Source organism: Corynebacterium frankenforstense, assembly GCF_030211955.1.
Classification (GTDB): domain Bacteria; phylum Actinomycetota; class Actinomycetes; order Mycobacteriales; family Mycobacteriaceae; genus Corynebacterium; species Corynebacterium frankenforstense_A.
Genome location: NZ_JASODI010000013.1, coordinates 1 through 19,898, shown reverse-complemented (window position 1 = coordinate 19,898; position 19,898 = coordinate 1). Strand labels below are relative to the sequence as shown.

Below are 19,898 nucleotides of genomic sequence, written 5' to 3'. Positions count from 1 at the left end.
CGTCTCCGGCGGTGTCACCCGGTACACGAAGGAGCAGAGCTGACCCCCATGGGAATTCTCCACACCATCTCCTCTCCCGCCGACCTCAAGGCGCTGGAACCCGGCGACCTCGATGAGCTGTGCGCGGAGATCAGGCGGCTGCTCATCGAGAAGGTCTCCGCCACCGGCGGCCACCTCGGCCCCAACCTCGGCGTGGTCGAGCTGACCGTCGCCCTGCACCGCGTCTTCGACTCGCCGCGCGAGCCGCTGATCTTCGACACCAGCCACCAGTCTTACGTGCACAAGATCCTCACCGGGCGCGCCGACCAGTTCGACACCCTGCGCCAGAAGGGCGGCCTGTCCGGCTACACCTGCCGCGCCGAGTCCGAGCACGACTGGACCGAGTCCTCGCACGCCTCTGCGGCACTCAGCGTGGCCGACGGCATGTCCAAGGCCTTCGCCCTGGGCGGGGAGCCGCACCGCAACGTCGTCGCCGTCGTCGGCGACGGCGCGATGACCGGCGGCATGGTCTGGGAGGCGCTCAACAACATCGCCGCCGGCCGCGACCGCAACGTCGTCATCGTGGTCAATGACAACGGCCGCAGCTACTCGCCGACCATCGGCGGCTTCGCCGACGCCCTGGCGGACCTGCGCATGCTGCGCACCTACGACCGCGTCATGGAGCAGGGCAAGTCGACGCTGAAGTCGCTCGGCTGGGTCGGCGAGCGCACCTTCGAGGCCCTCCACGCCTTCAAGGAGGGCGTGAAGTCCCAGGTGCTGCCGGACCAGATGTTCCCGGAGCTGGGCATCAAGTACATCGGGCCGGTCAACGGCCACAACCTCAAGGCACTGGGCAACGTGCTGCGCTACGCCCGCGAGTTCGAGGGCCCGATCATCGTGCACGCCGTGACCGAGAAGGGCCGCGGCTTTGCCCCGGCGGCCACCGAGTCGCCGGACCTGATGCACTCCACCGGGGTCATCGACCCCGTGACCGGCAAGTCCCGCAAGGTCGCCGGGCCCAGCTGGACCTCGGCGTTCTCCGCCGAGCTCGTCCGCGCCGGGGCGCGCCGGCCCGACCTGGTGGCCATCACCGCCGCGATGGGCGGGCCGACGGGGCTCTCCGCGTTCAACGACAAGTTCCCCTCCCGCTTCTACGACGTCGGCATCGCCGAGCAGCACGCCGTGACCAGCGCCGCCGGCATGAGCCTGGCCGGGCTGCACCCGGTGGTCGCGCTCTACTCGACCTTCCTCAACCGCGGCTTCGACCAGCTGCTCATGGACGTCGGGCTGATCGACCGTGCCGTGACCTTCGTGCTCGACCGCGCCGGGGTGACCGGCTCGGACGGCGCGAGCCACAACGGTGTCTGGGACATGGCGATCACCTCGTTGGTGCCCGGCCTGCGCTTGGCCGCCCCGCGCGACGGACAGCAGCTCGTCGAGCTCTTCGACGAGGCCATCGAGGTCTCCGACGGCCCGACCGTGGTGCGCTTCCCCAAGGGCGAGAAGCCCTCGGACATCCCCACGCTGCGCCGCACCGACGGCGGCACCGACGTGCTCGTCGAGACGGGGCCGATTGACGACGCCGCGCGTGGTGACGCGGGCGCGGACGCCGCGGCTGCGGTGGGCGGCGCCGAGGGCGCCGCCGCCGAGGAGGCCGCTGACCCGTTCCAGCTGCTCGTGGTCTCGATCGGCGCGCTCGCCGGCACCGTGCTCGAGGCCGTCGACGGGCTGGAGAACCGGGTGGACCGCGGCGGAGACGTCGCGGTGACCGTGCTGGACCCGCGGTGGGTCTCGCCGGTGCGCGCCGAGCTGCTCGAGGCGGCAGCGGGCGCGGACCTGGTGGTCACCGTCGAGGACGGCGTGATCCGCGGCGGCATCGGCTCCCAGCTGGCCGAGGCCATGCAGGCCGCCGAGATCGACACCCCGGTGCGCCACCTGGCCTTCCCGGACGTCTACCCGCTGCACGCCTCGCGCGGGCAGCTGCTCTCCGAGGTCGGTCTCGACGCCGAGGGCATGCGCACCTCGATCGAGGGCTGGATCACCAGCCTCGCCGACGACCCCCGTCAGCGGTGAACACCGCGGCGGTGAAGGCCGGCACGACCAGCTCGATCTGCCAGTCGCGCACCCCGTAGTCGACGAGGAAGTCCACCAGCTCGCTCACCGAGTGCAGCTGGTGGCCCTCGGTGGACTCCCACACGGCACGGCGCAGCACCTTCGGGGCGGCGATGTTCTCCACCGGCATGCCCAGCTCCACCGAGAGCTCGAGGAGGTTCTCGTGGATCTTCTCCCAGGCCTCCGCGGCCTGCGGGTGGTGTTCCGGCCAGTGCGAGTGCGGCGGGATCGAGTCGTGGCGCGGGGCCGGGCGCGGCCAGTCCGCCGGGTCCGAGGCGAGCGCCTCGGCGGCCGTGCGTGCCCACAAGCTGATGCGCGAGGCAACCCGGCGGTACTGGGTGGGCTTGAGGCGTGCGGTGTTGAGCAGTCGGTCGGCGTCGGAGACCCCGGCGGCGGCGAAGGCGACGAGCGCCTTGTCCGGAAGCAGGATCGCCGGGTTCTTGTCCTCGGCGACGGCGAGGTCCTCGCGGGTCTGCCACAGCGCACGTGCGACGGCGAGCTGGCGGGGGCGGCGCAGGCGGCGCAGCCCCTTCGTCTTCTTCCAGTCGCGCTCGGGGGCGGGGTCGGTGTGGGTGGCGATGATATGGTCGAAGTCCTCTCCGGCCCAGCTGAGCTTGCCCTCGTTGTCGAGCGCCTCGGCCAGGAAGTCCGCCAGCTCCAGCAGGTAAGCGACGTCGCCCTCGGCGTAGACGAGCCAGTCCTCGGGCAGCGGGGTCGTCGACCAGTCCTCCTGGCCGTGGCCCTTGTCCAGGTGCACGCCCAGGGTGGACTCGAGCAGCGCGCCGAGGTTGACCCGGTCGTAGCCGAGCAGGCGCCCGGCCAGCTCGGTGTCGAAGAGCCGGCCGGGGACGAGTCCCAGCCAGGCCAGCGGCGGCAGGTCGGTGACGGCGGCGTGCACGATCCAGTCCGCGCCGGTCATCACGGGGGCAAGTGCCGCGGTCAGTTTCTCGCGGCGGCCCTCCGGGGCGAAGAGCAGGGTGCCGGCGCCGCGGCGGCGCACCTGCAGCAGGAAGACGCGGTCGTCGTAGCGGAAGCCGGAGGCGCGCTCGGTGTCGACGGCGAAGGGGCCGCGGCCTTCGGCGAGCACCTTGGCGCCGGCGGCGAAGAGCTCCGGGGTGTCGAGCACCCGAGGCAGCAGGTCGGCGGGTTCGGCCTCGGTGTGGAAGGGCTCCGCGTGCGTCTGACCCCGGGCCTGGCCTTTGCCCGGGGCCCGGCCCCGGACGGGCCCCGCGCCGCCCACCGTCAGTGAGCGCCGAGGGTGCGCACACCCTCGGGCGGCAGGCCGGCGACGTGGGCGAGCACGTCGGCGAAGGCCTCCACGTGCGCGGACAGGTCGGTGCCGGTGGCGGTCCAGGAGGCGCGCATCTCCAGCTGGTGGGCGCGCGGCGGGCCGCCGATCTCACCGAAGCGCATCGAGGACGTCGAGGTGACCGTGCCGCCGAGGTTGGTGTGGCCCGCCTCGAGGTTCTCCAGTCCCTCGGTCAGCCACTGCCAGGCGACGTCGGGCAAGAGCGGGTCGGAGGCGACCTCGTCGTCCATGTCGGCCTGGATGTAGGCGACCAGCCGCATCGAGCCGTCCCAGGCCTCCTCGGCCTGCGGGTCATGCAGCAGGATCAGCCGGCCGAAGGCGTCGCCGTCCGAGTCGGTCTGCGGGTCATCGGGGTGTTCGCCGCGGTCGACCTCGAGGCCGACCGCGTGGCTGTAGGGCGCGAGCCGTTGGGGTGGCCGGATCGTGCCGAGCGAGAGCTCGTCGCGCAGGCGCGCGTGGTAGAGGGACTCGACGGCGGCGGAGAAGTCCGCGGGCAGTGCCTCGTCGTCCGCGCGGCCGTCCCGGGACGGCGGAATCGTAGACTGCTCGGAAAACATCACGACCCCCAAGCTAACGGGTGCCCGCGCGGCTGCGGGGGAGGCGCGCCGTTGCGCGGGTCGGTTGGCGCGACGTCCGAAGTACAACTTATGATGGACCCAATTCGGTTTCCCGAGACATCACCAGAAAGCGAGGGTCCCGTCGGCATGGCTGACAACGACATCGACTACGTGGCGCTCAACCGCCTCCAGGCCTACATCCAGACCGCGGTCTTCCGCACCCTGCCCGGTGAGCTTCCCGCCGACCGCGCTGAGGTCGGCCGTGAGGCGCAGGAGTTCTTCGACAAGCTCGCCGAGGAGGGCGTCGTCACGGTGCGCGGGGTCTACCTGACCTCCGGCATTCAGGCGAACGCGGACTTCATGGTGTGGTGGCACGCCGAGACGTTCACCGACCTGCAGAAGGCGCTGAACTCCTTCCGCCGCGACACCGCCCTGGGCCGCGCCTCGGAGCTGGTGTGGACCGGCAACGGCGTCCACCGCCCCGCGGAGTTCAACAAGCGCCACCTGCCGGCCTTCGTCATGGGCGAGGAGCCGCGCGAGTGGATGACGGTCTACCCGTTCGTGCGCTCTTACGAGTGGTACTACATGGACGCCAAGAAGCGCTCGCAGATCCTGCGTGAGCACGGCCAGAACGCCCACGACTACGCCGACGTGCGCGCCAACACCACCACCGCCTTCGTGCTGGGCGACTACGAGTGGATGCTCAACTTCGAGGCCGACAAGCTCGACCGCATCGTCGACCTGATGCACCAGATGCGCTACACCGAGGCCCGTCTGCACGTGCGCGTGGAGATCCCGTTCTACAGCGGCCAGCGCTACGAGGACATCTCGGCGATGGTCGACCTGCTGCCCTAGGAGGCTCTGACAGGTCCATGAGAGAGGACCGCCGGTGGAATCCCACCGGCGGTCCTCTCTCGCTTCGCTGTGTGCGCGGGTCCCGCTGTCTCGGCTGCGCGGTTACCTGTCCCCGGCCTCGCCCTCGGCGGGCTCGAGGGTCAGGCACACGGAGTTGATGCAGTAGCGCAGGTCGGTCGGGGTGTCGTAGCCCTCGCCGGCGAAGACGTGGCCCAGGTGGGAGCCGCAGCTGGCGCAGAGCACCTCGGTGCGGCGCATGCCCAGCGAGTCATCGGTGCGTTCGACGACGCGGTCGCCGGCCAGCGGGGAGAAGAACGCCGGCCAGCCGCAGTGGGAGGCGAACTTGTGCTCGGAGCGGAACAGCTCGGCGCCGCAGGCCCGGCAGCTGTAGACGCCCTCGGTGGTGGTGTCGGTGTACTCGCCGACGAACGGCGCCTCGGTGCCGGCCTGGCGCAGCACCCGGTACTCCTCGTCGTTGAGGCGCTCGCGCCACTCGGCGTCGGAGATCATCTTGAAGTCGGTCACGGTCTGCCTCCTCGGGGATTCACTTGCGCTGCCTCTCACTGAAGCGTACGCGGCGGGTGCGGTATTTCCGGGCGTCGCCGGTGACCCCGGCTGGCCCGGCAGCCCGGTCGCCCGTGGCGCGCTCGGAGCGCCACCAGGCCACGGCGACGGCCGCGGCGACGGCGAGCAGTGTCGCCCAGCCGGCGGTGTTGGCGAACTGGCCGACCCAGCGGCCCCACCGGCCCCAGGCCTCGGCGTCCCAGTCGAAGGGGGAGAAGACCGCGGCCAGGGCGGCCCACGCCGGCCAGTTGTGCACCACGGAGCGCTCCAGCAGGACGGTGAAGACCAGCGGGAAGAGCATCATCGAGTAGTACTGCTGGCCCAGCGAGGACAGCAGGAACACCCCGGCCAGCAGCACCGACGACGAGGTGATCAGCCACATCAGGGGAGCGGTGAAGCGGTAGCGGGCCAGCACGATGACGGCCACGGCCACCGCGGCGGCGCACACGGCGGTCAGTGTCAGCCGCAGCCACCCGGGCCAGCCGAAGTAGACGGCGATGCCGGGAAGCGAGCTGTTGGCGTAGTCGCGGACCTCGCCGAGGTACGGGGCGAGCTTGGTCAGGTAGTCACCGGCGCCGGGCACCAGCGGCCAGGCGACCAGGTTGGCCACGACCGGCACGGCGACTGCGGCGATGACCGCTCGCCAGCGCCACACGGCGATGCACAGCACGATCAGCGGGGCGAACATCGGCTTGATCAGGATGCACAGGCCGAGTGCGACGCCGGCGGCCCAGTCGCGGCCGCGCAGCAGCCAGGCGAGGAAGGCGACGAAGACGAGCAGGAGGACGCCGTTGATGTTGGCGAAGACGAGCGTGTTGCGCACCGCCTCGGTCAGAAACGCCGCGCAGACGGCCAGGGGGAGCACGGCCGAGGTGGCGCGGTAGCCGAACAGACGGGTCAGCCAGGCCAGTGCAGCGATGATCGCGGCGGCACCGACGAGGATGAAGACCATACGCACCGCGTTCGGGTGGTGGCTCATCCCCAGCGGGCTCAGCAGCAGGGTCGCGCCCGGGTTGTAGAGGTAGTGCGGGTCGACGTGGTGGTAGATCTCGTCGTAGACGGGCACCCGGTCCAGGAAGCGGCGCGCGGCGAGGTAGACCGTGGTGAAGTCGTCCGTGACGCTGCCGGCGACGGCGCGCACGAGGACGGTGTGCACGACCAGCAGCACCGCCAGCGGCCAGAGGATGACGCGCAGCAGGCCGTCGTGGCGGCCGAGGTCGCGCAGCCCGGCAGTCGAGTCGGCGGACTGTGCGGGGGCCGTGGCGCGACCCGCGGCGTCGGCCGCGGGCACGGCGCCGACCCAGAAGCCGGCGAACGGGTCGCTGCGAAGAGATTTCACGCGGTCCACCCTACTGAATGGAATGGGCCTTCCCGGCAGCCCCGGCGCGCGGCGCGAGTCCGGCGCCCGGGGCACGGCTCGGCGACCGACGCGCGACTCAGCGCCTGCGGCGGTAGCGCAGGAAGAGCGTGGAGTCGGCGTCGCGGTGCAGGTTCTCCAGCTCCATCGGGCGGGCGGTCGTCTCCGCGCCGGTGACCAGGGGCTGCTCGACCGCGCCGGAGAGGACGGGGGAGAGGGTCAGGTAGAGCACGTCGATCAGGTCGGCGGAGATCTCCGCGCCCAGCAGGCTCGGCCCGCCCTCGCAGACGATGCGGCGCGCCCCGCGCGCGACGAGCGTGTCGACGGCGGCGCGCACGTCGCCTCCACCGGTGTCGACGACCTCGGCTCCGGCACTCCGGAGCGTCTCGGCGCGCGCGGAGGCGGCGCCGGAGGAGTCGGTCAGGATCAGCGGCGGGCGCGCGCCGGGGGCCTCGCCGCGGCAGGCGGCGAAGAGACGGGCGGACGTGTCGAGGGCCAGTGAGCCGGAGAGCACCGCGAGCACCGGGGCCGCGGCCTGGCCGCGTGCGGCGCGCCGGGCGGTGTAGTCGGGGTCGGGGCAGACCGGGCCGTAGTCCTCGGCGCGCACGGTGCCCGCACCGACGAGCACCGCGTCGGCCCACTGGCGCACCGCGGCGAGCAGGGCGGCGTCCAGGTCGTTGCCGAGTCCTCCCGAGGTCCCGTCGACAGCCGCGGACCCGGTCAGGGCGCTGACCATGATGGCGCGGACCTCGGCCGGGCGGCCGCCGGCTGCCGGGGCGCCGGTCTCCCCGTGGGCGGGCGTGTCCGGGCCGACGAGTTCATCGAGTAGCGCGTCGGGGCCGGTCGCGGTGGCGTCGTCCGTGCCGCGGGGCTGGTGTGTGTCCTCGGAGTCCATACCCCGAGACTAGCCGCGCTCCGCGGCCGCCGGTCCCGGCCGGACAGTCCCCACCCGAGTCCAGACCGACCGGCCCCGGACACGGAAAACCCCGCCGGCCCTGAAAAGGACCGGCGGGGTGGTGGAGCGGATGACGAGACTCGAACTCGCGACCCTCACCTTGGCAAGGTGATGCGCTACCAACTGCGCTACATCCGCATCGAGAACCCGAAGGTTCTCTGTGCGCGATACTGGAATTGAACCAGTGACCTCTTCCGTGTCAGGGAAGCGCTCTCCCCCTGAGCTAATCGCGCGGGGTAGATGAACTACGAGGTGGAAACGGGAATCGAACCCGTGTGCACGGCTTTGCAGGCCGTTGCCTCACCACTCGGCCATTCCACCGCAGGAGGACCTCGGCCCACCTGATTGGGTGCCCGGAAAACCGGGTACCGGAGCGGATGACGAGACTCGAACTCGCGACCCTCACCTTGGCAAGGTGATGCGCTACCAACTGCGCTACATCCGCATCGAGAACCCGAAGGTTCTCTGTGCGCGATACTGGAATTGAACCAGTGACCTCTTCCGTGTCAGGGAAGCGCTCTCCCCCTGAGCTAATCGCGCGGGGAAGGGAATCGAAATTCCCGGAGCGGATGACGAGACTCGAACTCGCGACCCTCACCTTGGCAAGGTGATGCGCTACCAACTGCGCTACATCCGCACGCCCATCCGGTAGGCGGCGCCTGCCGTTGTGCGAGGACAAACTCTATCTGGTTCCGGTCGCCTAAGACAAATCCCCAGCGTCGCGCGGTTTTGACGGCCCCCGCGGGCGCGCTCCGGCGCACCGGTGCCCGCCTCCGCTCGCTTTGCCGCTCCCCGTCGCCCGCCCGGACGCGTCCCCCGCCGCGTCCGGCGCGCCCCCCCCGTGCAGGGTTATCCGGCGTGTGCGTGTGTGCCACGTGTGCTTGACGACGCCGCGTCGCACGCCCGTGCGCGTACGCTGCCGTGGTGGGTGGTCAGCGCACTCCGGTCCACCTGCGGATTAGGTCGGCGAGGAGGTGGCGTGTTAACTTGTACAGCGCACCGCACGGGCCGTGTCGCCCGCTGTGAGTCGTTCGGTCCCATGGCTCAGTGGAAGAGCGTTCCGTTCACACCGGAAAGGTCGCTGGTTCGATCCCAGCTGGGACCACCGTCAGATCCCGCCCCCGATCAGGGGTGCGGGATCTTTTGCATCTCCGGGGTAGAATCGACCGTCGAACCCGATACGGCGGACCCCCTCTTTCACCCCGACGGGGAACTGGGACACCGGGCGCGCCGACAACTAAGCCGGAGTGCCCGGGCCCGGACGGACCGGGCCGCAGTCGAAGGAAAGGCCCCGAGAACCTTGAGAGACACCGCGCACCGTGCACGAGCCGGCCTCGTCGCCGCCGCAGCCGCCCTGACCGGCGTCTTCGGCGCCGCGGCGGCGGCGCCCACGGCGACCGCCCACGACAGCGTCATCGACGCAGACCCGGGTGTGAACGCGAGCGTCGACAATTTCCCGGAGCGCATCACGCTGGAGTTCTCCGGCGAGCCGCGCCCGAACTTCAACACCGTGGCCGTCTCGGACGCCGAGAGCGGCGAGGTCCTGTTCAGCGGCAAGCCCGAGCTCGACCGGCGATTCGTCGCCATCGACGTGCCCGAGGGCATCGACCCGGGGCCGGGCACCTACACGGTCGGCTTCCAGATCACGTCCTCGGACGGGCACTCCACCCGCGGCAAGACGCAGTTCACGGTCCTCGGCGATTCCGCCGGGGCCGAGGGCTCGACCGGGGAGACCGCGGACGCCCCCGACGGGGCCGCGGCCGAGGAGGGACCCTCCTCCTGGCTGTGGATCGCCCTCGGCGGGGTCGCGCTGCTGGCCGTCCTCGGTGCCGTGATCGTCTGGTTCACTCGTTCCACGACGTCCTCTAACAAGGAGAAGTAATTCGATGAAGCACCTGTCCAAGCGCTCGCCGATGATGCTGGCCGCGCTCACCGCGACCGCCGCCCTCGCCCTGGCCGGCTGCTCGCCCGCCAACGAGCAGGACTCCGAGGCCACCACCGCGGAGAGCAGCCAGTCGACCTCGGCCGCCGAGAGCACCACCGAGGCTGCGGACTCCGAGCTGACCTTCGAGGAAGCCGTCGTGCGTGCCAAGGGCGAGGACAACCACATGACCGGCATCTTCGGCACCCTGGTCAACCACACCGACCGCGACCTGTCGATCACCGGCTTCACCACCTCGCTGGGCGCGCCGAAGAACCAGATGCACGAGACCGTCGACGGTGTCATGCAGGAGATGACCACCCCGATGACGATCCCCGCCAACGGCGAGCGCGTGCTCGAGCCGGGCGGCGACCACCTGATGGTCATGGACTACGAAACCCCGGTCGCCGCCGGCGACACCGTCGACATCACCTTCGAGCTGGCCGACGGCGCGACCGTCGAGGCCAAGGACGTGCCCGTGCGCACCCTGCTGCCGGGCGACGAGGACTACGGCGACCTCGCCGGCCAGGAGCACGGCGGCCTCGAGGGCATGGAGGGCATGGAGGACATGGACCACTCCGGCCACGAGGGCATGGAAGGCATGGACCACGGCGACTCGGGCAACATGGAGGGCATGGACCACTCCGGCCACGAGGGCCACGAGGGTCACTAGGCCCACCCGGGGCACCGACGGCCCGTACGGGCCACACTGAGGGAGCTCGAACAGAAGGCAATGACTGACACCAACGACCGCAACCAGCACATCCACCGCCTCTCGCGCCGCGGGTTCCTCGGAGCCGGGGTCGGCGCCGTCGGCGCCGCCGCCGTGGCCTGCGCCAGTCCCGGCGGCGAGACCGCCAAGGGCGGCACGGGGGATGAGGCGACGGACGTGCCCGGGGCGGACGCCGCCCCGCTGGCCGGTCGGACGGTGGCCTTCGACGGGCCCCACCAGGCCGGCGTGCAGACCGCCTCGCAGGCCAACCTCGCGCTGATCTCCTTCGACCTCAACGAGGGCGTGGACCGCGCGGGGGTGCGTCGGCTGATGAACCTGTGGACCGAGGACGCCCGCGCGCTGTGCACCGGGCAGAACCCGGTCGGCGGGCTCGAGCCGGAGATGGTGCAGATCCCGGCGAACCTGACCATCACGGTCGGCTTCGGCGAGCCGCTCTTCGACAAGATCGGCCTGACCGACAAGCGCCCGGAGTTCCTGCACGACATCCCCGCCTTCGAACACGACGACCTGGACCCGCGCTGGGGCCAGACCGACCTGGTGCTGCAGATCTGCGGCGACGACGCCATCTCGGTGGCCTACGCGATGCGCCACATGATCCGCTCCGGGGTGGACTACGCCCACACCCGCTGGTTCCAGCGCGGGCTCAGCCACGCCGACGGCTCGATGGCCGACGGCACCACCCCGCGCAACCTCTTCGGCCAGAAGGACGGCACCGTCAACCCGCACGGCGACGAGGAGTACGACCAGCAGGTCTGGATCGACGCCGCCGCCGATGGCGCGCCCGACTGGCTCGACGGCGGCAGCGTCATGGTCGCCCGCCGCATCGCCATGCACATGGACGAGTGGGAGAAGCTCGACCGCAACTCCCGCGAGGTCGTCATCGGCCGCGACCTGCCCGAGGGCGCGCCGCTGTCCGGCGGCGACGAGTTCACCGAGCCGGACCTGACCAAGACCGACGAGACGGGCCTTCCGGTCATCGACCCGAAGAGCCACATGGCGCTCTCGCGCGACGACGAGAAGTACCAGGGCGAGCAGCGCCTGCTGCGCCGGCCCTACACCTACGACCTCGAGCCGGAACCGGGCAGCGGCGACGCCTCGAACTCCGGGCTGGTCTTCCTGTGCTACCAGCGCAACCCGGACAAGCAGTTCAGCGCGATCCAGCGCCGTCTCGACGGCGGCGACCGCCTCAACGAGTGGATCACCCACATCGGATCCTCGGTCTACGCGCTGCCGCCGGGAGTCGGCGAGGGCGGGGACACCTACTGGGGCCAGCGCCTGCTCGAGGCTTAAGGCCGTGTCGGGGCTGACGCCCCGACACCGGGGGAAGCGGGGGAGGCCGGGCCCGCGCGCCCGCCTCTGGGCGGGGCAGGGGCCGCCGGGTAGGATGCTTGACTGTCCGCGACCCCGTGCGCCTCTACGGTGTGCGGGGTGAACGCGGGGGAAGAACCCACCAGCGGCCGCGTCCCGGTATGGCGCCACCGCGTGAGCGCAAGAAGGAGCGCCTACCTCCCATGGCATTAACCAGTGAGTCCCGTACCTACCGGCCGTTCACCGTACCTGCGGGCACACCGGTGGGCGCTGCCCTGCGCGAGCTCGACCTGCCGAACAAGGGCCCCGAGGCCATCGTCGTGGTCAAGGACGCCGAGGGCCGGCTCAAGGACCTCTCGCACGTCCCGGAGGCCGACGCCGAGTTCACCCCGGTGCCCGCCGACTCCGCCGACGGCCGCGCCGTGATCCGCCACTCCTGCGCGCACGTGCTCGCCCAGGCCGTCCAGGCCGAGTTCCCGGGCACCAAGCTGGGCATCGGCCCGGCCGTGGAGAACGGCTTCTACTACGACTTCGACGCCGCCGAGCCCTTCACCCCGGAGGACCTGAAGAAGCTCGAGAAGCGGATGAAGAAGATCATCAAGACCGGGCAGCGCTTCGAGCGCCGCGTGTGGGCCTCCCAGGACGAGGCCCGCCAGGCCCTGGCCGACGAGCCGTTCAAGCTCGAGCTCATCGACGACAAGGGCAACGTCGACCCCGACTCCGACGAGGCCACCGAGGTCGGCGCCGGCGAGCTGACCGCCTACGACAACGTCAACCCGCGCACCGCCGACGTCGAGTGGTTCGACCTGTGCCGCGGCCCCCACGTGCCCACCACCCGCTACATCCCCGCGTTCTCCCTGACGCGCACCTCCGCGGCCTACTGGCGCGGCGACCAGAACAACGCCGGCCTGCAGCGCATCTACGGCACCGCCTGGGAGTCCAAGGAGAAGCTGGCCGAGTACGAGCAGATGCTCGCCGAGGCCGAGAAGCGCGACCACCGCCGCCTGGGCCAGGAGCTGGACCTGTTCAGCTTCCCCGACGAGGTCGGCTCCGGCTTCCCGGTCTTCCACCCGGACGGCGGCATCGTCCGCCTCGAGATGGAGGAGCACTCGCGACGCCGCCACCTGGCCGCCGGCTACTCCTTCGTCAACACCCCGCACATCACCAAGGGCGACCTGTTCAAGAAGTCCGGCCACCTGGACTTCTACGCCGACGGCATGTTCCCGCCCATGCAGCTCGACGGCGAGTACGACGCGGAGGGCAACTGCACCAAGCAGCCGCAGGACTACTACGCCAAGCCGATGAACTGCCCGTTCCACAACCTGATCTTCGCCTCGCGCGGGCGCTCCTACCGCGAGCTGCCGCTGCGGCTGTTCGAGTTCGGCACGGTCTACCGCTACGAGAAGTCCGGCGTGGTCCACGGCCTGACCCGTGCCCGCGGCTTCACCCAGGACGACGCGCACATCTACTGCACCGAGGACCAGCTCGAGAATGAGCTGACCTCCGTGCTCGAGTTCATCATCTCCCTGCTGCGCGACTACGGCCTGGACGACTTCTACCTGGAGTTGTCCACCAAGGACCCGAACAAGTTCGTCGGCTCCGACGAGATCTGGGAGCGCTCGACGAGCATCCTCGAGCGCGTGGCCACCAAGTCCGGCCTCGACCTGGTCCCGGACCCGGAGGGCGCGGCCTTCTACGGGCCGAAGATCTCCGTGCAGGCCCGCGACGCCATCGGGCGCACCTGGCAGATGTCGACCGTGCAGCTCGACTTCAACCTGCCGGAGCGCTTCGAGCTCGAGTACACCGCCCCGGACGGCTCCAAGCAGCGCCCGATCATGATCCACCGCGCGCTCTTCGGCTCCATCGAGCGCTTCTTCGGCGTGCTCCTCGAGCACTACGCCGGCGCCTTCCCGGCCTGGCTGGCCCCGCACCAGGTGGTCGGCATCCCGGTCGCCGACGAGTTCGTCCCGGCCCTCGAGTACGTCGCCGCACAGCTGCGCGGGCGCGGCATCCGCGCCGAGGTCGACACCTCGGACGACCGCATGCAGAAGAAGATCCGCACCCACACCACCGGCAAGTCGCCGTTCATGCTGCTCGCCGGCGGCCGCGACGTCGAGGCGAACGCGGTCAGCTTCCGCTTCCTCGACGGCTCCCAGGTCAACGGCGTGCCGGTCGAGAAGGCCGTCGACGCCATCGAGGAGTGGGTGCGCTCGCGCCGCAACGACCAGCCGATCGCCGAGTCGCTCAAAAAGCTGCTCGGCACGGAGGCCGCCGATGGCGAGTGAGGCAGACGAGACGTCTCGCAGCGCCCACGGCGCGGGTGCCGGCGACGTCGCGGGCGCGGCGTCGTCAAGCACCTACGTCGACCGCGGCGTGGGCGAGCCGGACGGGCTGGTGCGCCTGTGGGCGCCCTACCGGATGAACTACATCACCACCCGCCCGGACGGTTCCTCGACTGACGACGCCGCGCGCGCCGAGGCCGCGGCGGAAGCTGACGCGAAGGAAGCTGACGCTTCCGCCGCCGGGAAGCGGGAGCGCGACAACGACCCGTTCGTGGACGCGCCGCGCCACTCCGACGAGGAGTCGCTGATCGTGGCGCGCGGCGAGACGGTCTACTGCATCCTGAACCTGTACCCGTACAACGCCGGGCACATGATGGTCATCCCGTACCGCAAGGTCGCCGACCTCGAGGACCTGACCGAGGCCGAGTCGCACGAGATGATGTCCTTCGCGCAGGAGGCCGTGCGCACCGTCAAGCGGGTCTCGAACCCGGACGGCGTCAACGTCGGCTTCAACCTGGGCAAGGGCTCCGGCGGTTCCGTCGGCAGCCACCTGCACATGCACATCGTGCCCCGCTGGTCGGGCGACGCGAACTTCATGACCGTCCTCGGCGGCACGAAGGTGCTCCCGCAGCTGCTCTCGCAGACCCGGCAGCTGCTCGCCGACGCCTGGGGGCGCACATGCTGAGCGTGCGCGGCAGGCGTCCGGCCGCCGTCGTCGTCGAGCCGGTAGCCCGTGCCGTGATGCGCACCGGTGTGAGCCCCAACACGGTCACGCTGACCGGCACGGCGCTGACCTGCGCGGCGATCCTCGTGCTCATCCCGACCGGGCACCTGTTCGCCGCGGCCGTGCTGTGCACGGTCTTCGCCAGCTTCGACCTGATCGACGGCACCATGGCCCGGCTGTCCGGGGGAGGCACCGCCTACGGGGCCACCCTGGACGCCAGCTGCGACCGCATCACCGACGGCGCGCTGTTCGCCGCGGTGGTCTGGTGGCTCGTCTACGTCGACGACGCCGCGCGGTCCACGGTCGCCGCCGGCCTGGTGGTGCTGGTGACCTCGCAGGTCATCTCGTATGTCAAGGCCCGGGGCGAGGCCGGCGGGCTGAAGATCAACGGCGGGCTCGTCGAGCGCGCCGAGCGCCTGATCGTCGGCCTGCTCGGCCTGGGCCTGGAAGGCCTGGGCGTGCCGCACGCCGTCGAGGTGGCCGTCTGGCTGCTCGCCCTCGGCTCGGCGTTCACCGTCTGCCAGCGCCTGTGGCGCGCCTCGCGCGACCCGGAGGCCGGCCGGCGCATCGCCCCGCCGGCCGGAGCGGCCGAGGTGCCCGACGATGCGGCGGAGACCGGTCGGGAGGGTGAGTAGCGTGCGCCTGCCCCGCCGCGACGACCTGGCCGCCCTCGGCTACCTCGCCGGGTGGCGGCTGGTTCGCCTCGTGCCCGAGAGGTGGGTCAACGCCGCCTTCCGCTTCGGCGCCGACAGGGCGAGTGACGACGGCCGCGGCATGGAGCAGCTGCGCCGCAACCTCGCCCGCGTGGTCGGCCCCGAGAACGTCACCCGCCGGCTGGTGCGCGACTCCGTGCGCTCTTACGCGCGCTACTGGGCCGAGGCCTTCCGCCTGCCCTCGATCGCCGGCGACCCCGACCTGATCGACCGGCTCGCCACCGGGGTCGAGGGTGAGGAGCGCTTCGCCGAGTCCTTCCGCCGCGGCAAGGGCGTGGTCCTCGTGCTGCCGCACACCGGCAACTGGGACATGGCCGGCGCCTTCCTGGTCGGCCGCTACACCGGCTTCACCACCGTCGCCGAGCGGGTGCGCCCCGAGGCGCTCTTCGACGCCTTCGTCGACTACCGCAACAGCCTCGGCTTCGAGGTGCTCGCCCACGCCGGCGGGCGTCCGCCGATGGAGCGCCTGCGCGAGGTGGTCAAGGCGGGCGGCGTGGTCTGCCTGGTCGGCGAGCGCGACCTGAAGGGCCACGGCGTGCCCGTGCGGTTCTTCGGCGAGGAGACCACCATGCCCACCGGCTCGGTGGATCTGGCCCGCGAGACCGGCGCGGCCCTGCACGTGGTGCACTGCTGGTTCACCGAGGAATGCTGGGGCTTCTCCGTCGGTGAGCAGGTGGCCGTGGACACCCGCGAGGAGATGCAGCAGGAGGTCGCCGACCAGTTCGCCGCGAACATCGCGGCGCACCCGGCCGACTGGCACATGCTGCAGCCGCTGTGGCCGGCCGACCGCGAGCGGCGCCGCGCCGAGCGGGCGCGGCAGGCCGCCGACGCCGAGGCGCTGCACCGCTCCGACCGCGGCGCGCGTGCTGCCCGTGGGGCCGGGCAGCCCGAGACCCCGGAAGGCGGGGCCTGAGATGCGCGTCGGCCTGGTCTGCCCCTACTCCTTCGACGAGCCCGGCGGCGTGCAGGCGCACGTCCTCGAGCTCGGCGCCCAGCTGCGCGCCCGCGGCCACCACGTCGAGGCCATCGGCCCGGCCTCCGAGACCGCCGAGATCCCTGAGTGGGTCCACCGCGGCGGCCCGGCGATCCCGATCCCGTACAACGGCTCGGTCGCCCGGCTCTCGATCGGCCCGCAGGTGCGCCGGCGTGTCGACCGCTTCCTGCGCGAGGGCGACTTCGACGTGCTGCACATCCACGAGCCGAACTCGCCGAGCTACTCGATGGTCGCGCTCGCCCGCGCCCACGGACCGATCGTGGCGACCTACCACGCCTCGGCCTCGGGCTCGAAGGTGCTCAAGGCCGCGCTGCCGGTGCTGCGCCCGCTGCTGGAGAAGATCCGCGGCGGCATCGCGGTCTCCGAGATGGCCAGGCGCTGGCAGGTCGAGCAGCTCGGCGGCGACCCGGTGCTCATTCCCAACGGGGTGGACACCGGCGTCTTCGCCCGCGCGCGGCGCGCGGCGGAGGAGGCGGCCGGCGCTGATGGCCCGGACGCCGTGGCGCCCGGCGCCGCCGGAAACGCGGACGCCGAGCCCGCCCGCCCCGTGGAACTGGTCTTCCTCGGCCGCCTCGATGAGTCCCGCAAGGGCCTCGACGTGCTGCTCGCCGCCCTGGAGACCATGCGTTCGCGCACCCCGGTGCACGTGACCGTCATCGGCTCCGGGCGGGCCCGGCCCGCCCGCGGCGTGCGCTACGTCGGCCGCGTCAGCGACGCCGAGAAGGCCCGCCTGCTCGCCGCAGCCGACATCTACGTCGCCCCCAACCTGGGCGGGGAGAGCTTCGGCATCGTGCTCGTCGAGGCGATGGCCGCCGGCTGTGCCGTGGTGGCCAGCGACCTCGAGGCCTTCAACGCCGTTTGCGCCGGCGACACCGCCCGGCCCGCAGGGGCGCTTTTCGCCACCGGCGACTCCGCGGCGCTGGCCGTCACGCTGGACCGGCTCGTCGACGACCCGGCCGCGCGCAGGGACCTCGCGGCCGCCGGGCGGGCGCGCGCCGTGCGCTACGACTGGCAGACCGTGACCCGCCAGGTGCTCGCCGTCTACGAGACGGTCACCGACGGCACGAAGGTGACGGTGGGCTGATGGACTGGTGGATCGTCCCGGCCGTCCTGGTCACGCTCGTGATCTTCTGGGCGGTGCAGACCGCCCAGCGCCTCGACCGGCTGCACATCCGCACCGACTCCGCCCTGCAGGGTCTGGCCGGCGCGCTGGACAACCGTGTCAACCTCGTCGAGGCCGTGCTCGCCGACGCCGCGGGTGTGCGCCCGGGTGGGGCAGACGCGGGCGTCGTCAATAAGGCGGTCCACGCCGCACGGCGGGCGGGGGCCGTCACGCTGCGCTACGGCACGCTGCCGGCGCGCGCCGAGCGCGAGCGCGAGCTGACGGCCGCCCTGGCCGCCGCGCAGTCCGCCGGTGTGGTCTTCCCGGCCGTGCTCTCCGAGGCCAACGCGCGCGTCGAGATGGCCATGCGCTTCTACAACGACGCCGTGCGCGTCACGCGCGCGCTGCGGCTGCGCCCGGCGGTACGCCTGCTGCGCCTGGGCGGCACGGCGAAGTTGCCCAGATATTTCGAGGAATCGCGATGGGACGCCGTCGAGGGTGACACAATGAGCCCAGCAGACGGCGCGGACCGCGAGGCCGGCCCGCAGCCGAGACCGGACGCAGAGTAAAGGAGCGGCAGCCACCGTGGCGCGTATCGAAGAGATCCTGGCGCTGGAGCGCATCGACGACCTGATCTTCCGGGGGCCGGCCGTGGAGAGCACGCTGACGCGCACCTTCGGCGGGCAGGTCGCCGGCCAGGCGCTGGTCGCCGCGGTCAACACCGTCGACGACGAGCGCCCGGTGCACTCCCTGCACGGTTACTTCCTGCGCCCGGGCGACTCGAGCGAGCCGACCGTCTTCCTCGTCGACCGGCTGCGCGACGGCCGCAGCTTCTCCGCGCGCCAGGTCCGCGGCGTGCAGCGCGGCGAGACGATCTTCAGCATGCAGGCCAGCTTCCACATCGCCGGCGACTCCGGCCCGGACCACTCGGACGAGATGCGCGCGGTGCCGGACCCCGAGGAGCTGGGGGAGGAGGGCCAGCTGCGCCCGCCAGGCTCGCGTGCGCTGCTCGACGAGTGGGGCGACTGGGACATCCGCGTGGTGCCCCCGGAGCGCTACGAGCCGAACAAGTACGCCGCCAGCCAGCAGGTCGTCTGGTTCCGCTCGCAGCGCAGGCTGCCCGACGACCCGAAGTTCCACCAGTGCACCCTGGCGTACATGTCGGACATGACGCTGCTGCACTCTTCGCTGGTGCCGCACCCGGACACGAAGGTGCAGATGGCCAGCCTGGACCACGCAATCTGGTTCCTGCGCCCCTTCCGCGCCGATGACTGGCTGCTCTACGACCAGACCTCGCCCTCGGCGCACGGCGGGCGGGCGATGACGCAGGGGCGCATCTTCAACCGCGCCGGCGACCTGGTCGCCCAGGTCACCCAGGAGGGCCTGGTGCGCACGCTCGACGAGGCGCGCTAGGCCGCGGCGACGCGGCGCCGGGCCGCCCCGCGCGGCGCCGGGGAGCCGCGGCGTCCTGCACGGACACGCACGGGTGTGTTCGGAGCCGCGGGGCGTGCTGCGTATACTGACAGACCGCGAGCCGCACGGTGCCGGGGGCGTGGACGCTCGCCACCGTGAGCCAACGACGAAAGGACATCAATGTCAGGTCACTCCAAGTGGGCCACCACCAAGCACAAGAAGGCGGCCAACGACGCCAAGCGCGGCAAGGAGTTCGCCAAGCTGATCAAGAACATCGAGGTCGCGGCGCGCACGGGCGGCGGGGACCCCTCGGCCAACCCGACCCTCGACGACATGATCAAGAAGGCCAAGAAGGCCTCCGTGCCCAACGACAACATCGAGCGCGCCCGCAAGCGCGGCTCGGGTGAAGAGGCCGGCGGCGCCGACTGGCAGACCATCATGTACGAGGGCTACGGCCCCAACGGTGTGGCCATGCTCATCGAGTGCCTGACGGACAACCGCAACCGCGCCGCCACCGAGGTGCGCACCGCCATGACCAAGAACGGCGGCAACATGGCGGACTCGGGCGCGGTCAGCTACATGTTCAACCGCAAGGGCGTCGCCACGGTCAAGTCCGAGGGACTGACCGAGGATGACGTTCTGATGGCTGTGCTCGAGGCCGGCGCCGAGGAGGTCAACGAGCTCGACGGTCTCTTCGAGGTCGTCACCGCCCCGGAGGACCTCAGCGCCGTCAAGGCCGCCCTGGGCGATGCCGGCATCGAGGTCGAGGACTCCGACCAGGACTTCCGCGCCGACGTCAACGCCCCACTCGAGGCCGCCGACGCCCGCAAGGTGCTCAAGCTCATCGACGCCCTCGAGGAGTCGGACGACGTCCAGAACGTCTACACCAACATGGACCTCTCCGACGAGGTCGCCGCGGAGCTCGCCGAGGAGGACTGAGCCCCGCCCGTGCGGGCCGTTGATTGACGACGTCCGCGCGTACCCGACGTCGCGGTCGCGGCACCCGGGACGGTGCCGCGG

At 71.5% G+C, this 19,898-nt stretch carries 18 protein-coding genes and 7 tRNA genes; 14 read left to right on the top strand and 11 right to left on the bottom strand.

The window, feature by feature from the left end; genetic code table 11:
• Positions 1 to 48 precede the first annotated feature (48 nt).
• Positions 49 to 2,052 (top strand): 1-deoxy-D-xylulose-5-phosphate synthase, encoded by a 2,004-nt coding sequence (gene dxs / locus QP119_RS07815; RefSeq protein ID WP_284775046.1) that lies wholly within the window; start codon positions 49 to 51, stop codon positions 2,050 to 2,052.
• Here dxs and QP119_RS07810 read toward each other — a convergent pair.
• Both QP119_RS07810 and QP119_RS07805 read right to left on the bottom strand, forming a co-directional pair.
• Complete coding sequence (locus QP119_RS07810; protein WP_284775045.1) at positions 2,018 to 3,217, bottom strand: ribonuclease D; 1,200 nt, start codon at positions 3,215 to 3,217, stop codon at positions 2,018 to 2,020. The genes dxs and QP119_RS07810 overlap by 35 nt on opposite strands.
• Before the next feature lie 116 nt (positions 3,218 to 3,333).
• Entirely contained in the window at positions 3,334 to 3,957 is a 624-nt protein-coding gene (locus QP119_RS07805) for a DUF3000 domain-containing protein (RefSeq protein WP_284775119.1), read from the bottom strand.
• A 147-nt stretch (positions 3,958 to 4,104) separates the two neighbouring features.
• Here QP119_RS07805 and hemQ point away from each other — a divergent pair, with 147 nt between their 5' ends.
• Positions 4,105 to 4,812, top strand: coding sequence for a hydrogen peroxide-dependent heme synthase (gene hemQ / locus QP119_RS07800; protein WP_284775043.1), 708 nt, complete (start codon positions 4,105 to 4,107; stop codon positions 4,810 to 4,812).
• 102 nt (positions 4,813 to 4,914) lie between these two features.
• On the opposite strand, the gene msrB is transcribed toward hemQ, so the two are convergent.
• From msrB to QP119_RS07755, 9 genes are all read right to left on the bottom strand, one after another.
• The gene (msrB, locus tag QP119_RS07795; RefSeq protein ID WP_284775042.1) at positions 4,915 to 5,337 is read right to left on the bottom strand and encodes a peptide-methionine (R)-S-oxide reductase MsrB; all 423 of its coding nucleotides are present in this window, start codon (positions 5,335 to 5,337) and stop codon (positions 4,915 to 4,917) included.
• A 19-nt stretch (positions 5,338 to 5,356) separates the two neighbouring features.
• Positions 5,357 to 6,715 carry a glycosyltransferase family 87 protein gene (locus QP119_RS07790; RefSeq protein ID WP_284775040.1) on the bottom strand — a complete coding sequence of 453 codons (1,359 nt, stop codon included), beginning with the start codon at positions 6,713 to 6,715 and terminating at the stop codon, positions 5,357 to 5,359.
• Between the two features lie 97 nt (positions 6,716 to 6,812).
• Positions 6,813 to 7,628, bottom strand: coding sequence for a pyrimidine reductase family protein (locus QP119_RS07785; RefSeq protein WP_284775038.1), 816 nt, complete (start codon positions 7,626 to 7,628; stop codon positions 6,813 to 6,815).
• A gap of 122 nt (positions 7,629 to 7,750) precedes the next feature.
• Positions 7,751 to 7,826 (bottom strand) — tRNA-Gly (locus QP119_RS07780).
• A gap of 23 nt (positions 7,827 to 7,849) precedes the next feature.
• Positions 7,850 to 7,921 (bottom strand) — tRNA-Val (locus tag QP119_RS07775).
• Between the two features lie 17 nt (positions 7,922 to 7,938).
• Positions 7,939 to 8,009 (bottom strand) — tRNA-Cys (locus tag QP119_RS07770).
• A gap of 51 nt (positions 8,010 to 8,060) precedes the next feature.
• Positions 8,061 to 8,133: transfer RNA gene (locus QP119_RS07765), tRNA-Gly, on the bottom strand.
• 23 nt (positions 8,134 to 8,156) lie between these two features.
• Positions 8,157 to 8,228 (bottom strand) — tRNA-Val (locus QP119_RS07760).
• Positions 8,229 to 8,252: 24 nt separating this feature from the next.
• Positions 8,253 to 8,325, bottom strand: a tRNA-Gly gene (locus QP119_RS07755).
• A 396-nt stretch (positions 8,326 to 8,721) separates the two neighbouring features.
• On the opposite strand from QP119_RS07755, the gene QP119_RS07750 reads away from it, so the two are divergent.
• From QP119_RS07750 to QP119_RS07695, 12 genes are all read left to right on the top strand, one after another.
• Positions 8,722 to 8,793: transfer RNA gene (locus QP119_RS07750), tRNA-Val, on the top strand.
• A 195-nt stretch (positions 8,794 to 8,988) separates the two neighbouring features.
• Entirely contained in the window at positions 8,989 to 9,570 is a 582-nt protein-coding gene (locus tag QP119_RS07745) for a copper resistance CopC family protein (RefSeq protein WP_284775037.1), read from the top strand.
• Positions 9,571 to 9,574: 4 nt separating this feature from the next.
• Positions 9,575 to 10,282 carry a copper chaperone PCu(A)C gene (locus tag QP119_RS07740; RefSeq protein ID WP_284775036.1) on the top strand — a complete coding sequence of 236 codons (708 nt, stop codon included), beginning with the start codon at positions 9,575 to 9,577 and terminating at the stop codon, positions 10,280 to 10,282.
• Between the two features lie 60 nt (positions 10,283 to 10,342).
• On the top strand, positions 10,343 to 11,632 hold the full coding sequence (locus QP119_RS07735) for a Dyp-type peroxidase (RefSeq protein ID WP_284775034.1): 1,290 nt from the start codon (positions 10,343 to 10,345) through the stop codon (positions 11,630 to 11,632).
• Between the two features lie 221 nt (positions 11,633 to 11,853).
• The gene (gene thrS, locus QP119_RS07730) at positions 11,854 to 13,935 is read left to right on the top strand and encodes a threonine--tRNA ligase (protein ID WP_284775032.1); all 2,082 of its coding nucleotides are present in this window, start codon (positions 11,854 to 11,856) and stop codon (positions 13,933 to 13,935) included.
• The gene (locus QP119_RS07725) at positions 13,925 to 14,617 is read left to right on the top strand and encodes an HIT family protein (protein WP_284775030.1); all 693 of its coding nucleotides are present in this window, start codon (positions 13,925 to 13,927) and stop codon (positions 14,615 to 14,617) included. The genes thrS and QP119_RS07725 overlap by 11 nt, the downstream gene beginning before the upstream one ends.
• A complete protein-coding gene (gene pgsA / locus QP119_RS07720; RefSeq protein WP_284775028.1) occupies positions 14,611 to 15,291 on the top strand; it encodes a phosphatidylinositol phosphate synthase in 681 nt (226 codons plus the stop codon). The genes QP119_RS07725 and pgsA overlap by 7 nt, the downstream gene beginning before the upstream one ends.
• Before the next feature lies 1 nt (position 15,292).
• Positions 15,293 to 16,282, top strand: a complete 990-nt coding sequence (locus QP119_RS07715) for a phosphatidylinositol mannoside acyltransferase (protein ID WP_423777778.1) — start codon at positions 15,293 to 15,295, stop codon at positions 16,280 to 16,282.
• A gap of 1 nt (position 16,283) precedes the next feature.
• Positions 16,284 to 17,447, top strand: a complete 1,164-nt coding sequence (locus QP119_RS07710; protein ID WP_284775024.1) for a glycosyltransferase family 4 protein — start codon at positions 16,284 to 16,286, stop codon at positions 17,445 to 17,447.
• Complete coding sequence (locus QP119_RS07705; protein ID WP_284775022.1) at positions 17,447 to 18,034, top strand: hypothetical protein; 588 nt, start codon at positions 17,447 to 17,449, stop codon at positions 18,032 to 18,034. The genes QP119_RS07710 and QP119_RS07705 overlap by 1 nt, the downstream gene beginning before the upstream one ends.
• Positions 18,035 to 18,050: 16 nt before the next feature.
• Entirely contained in the window at positions 18,051 to 18,878 is an 828-nt protein-coding gene (locus QP119_RS07700) for an acyl-CoA thioesterase (RefSeq protein WP_284775020.1), read from the top strand.
• 180 nt (positions 18,879 to 19,058) lie between these two features.
• Positions 19,059 to 19,817 (top strand): YebC/PmpR family DNA-binding transcriptional regulator, encoded by a 759-nt coding sequence (locus QP119_RS07695; protein WP_284775018.1) that lies wholly within the window; start codon positions 19,059 to 19,061, stop codon positions 19,815 to 19,817.
• The last annotated feature ends 81 nt before the right edge of the window (positions 19,818 to 19,898 follow it).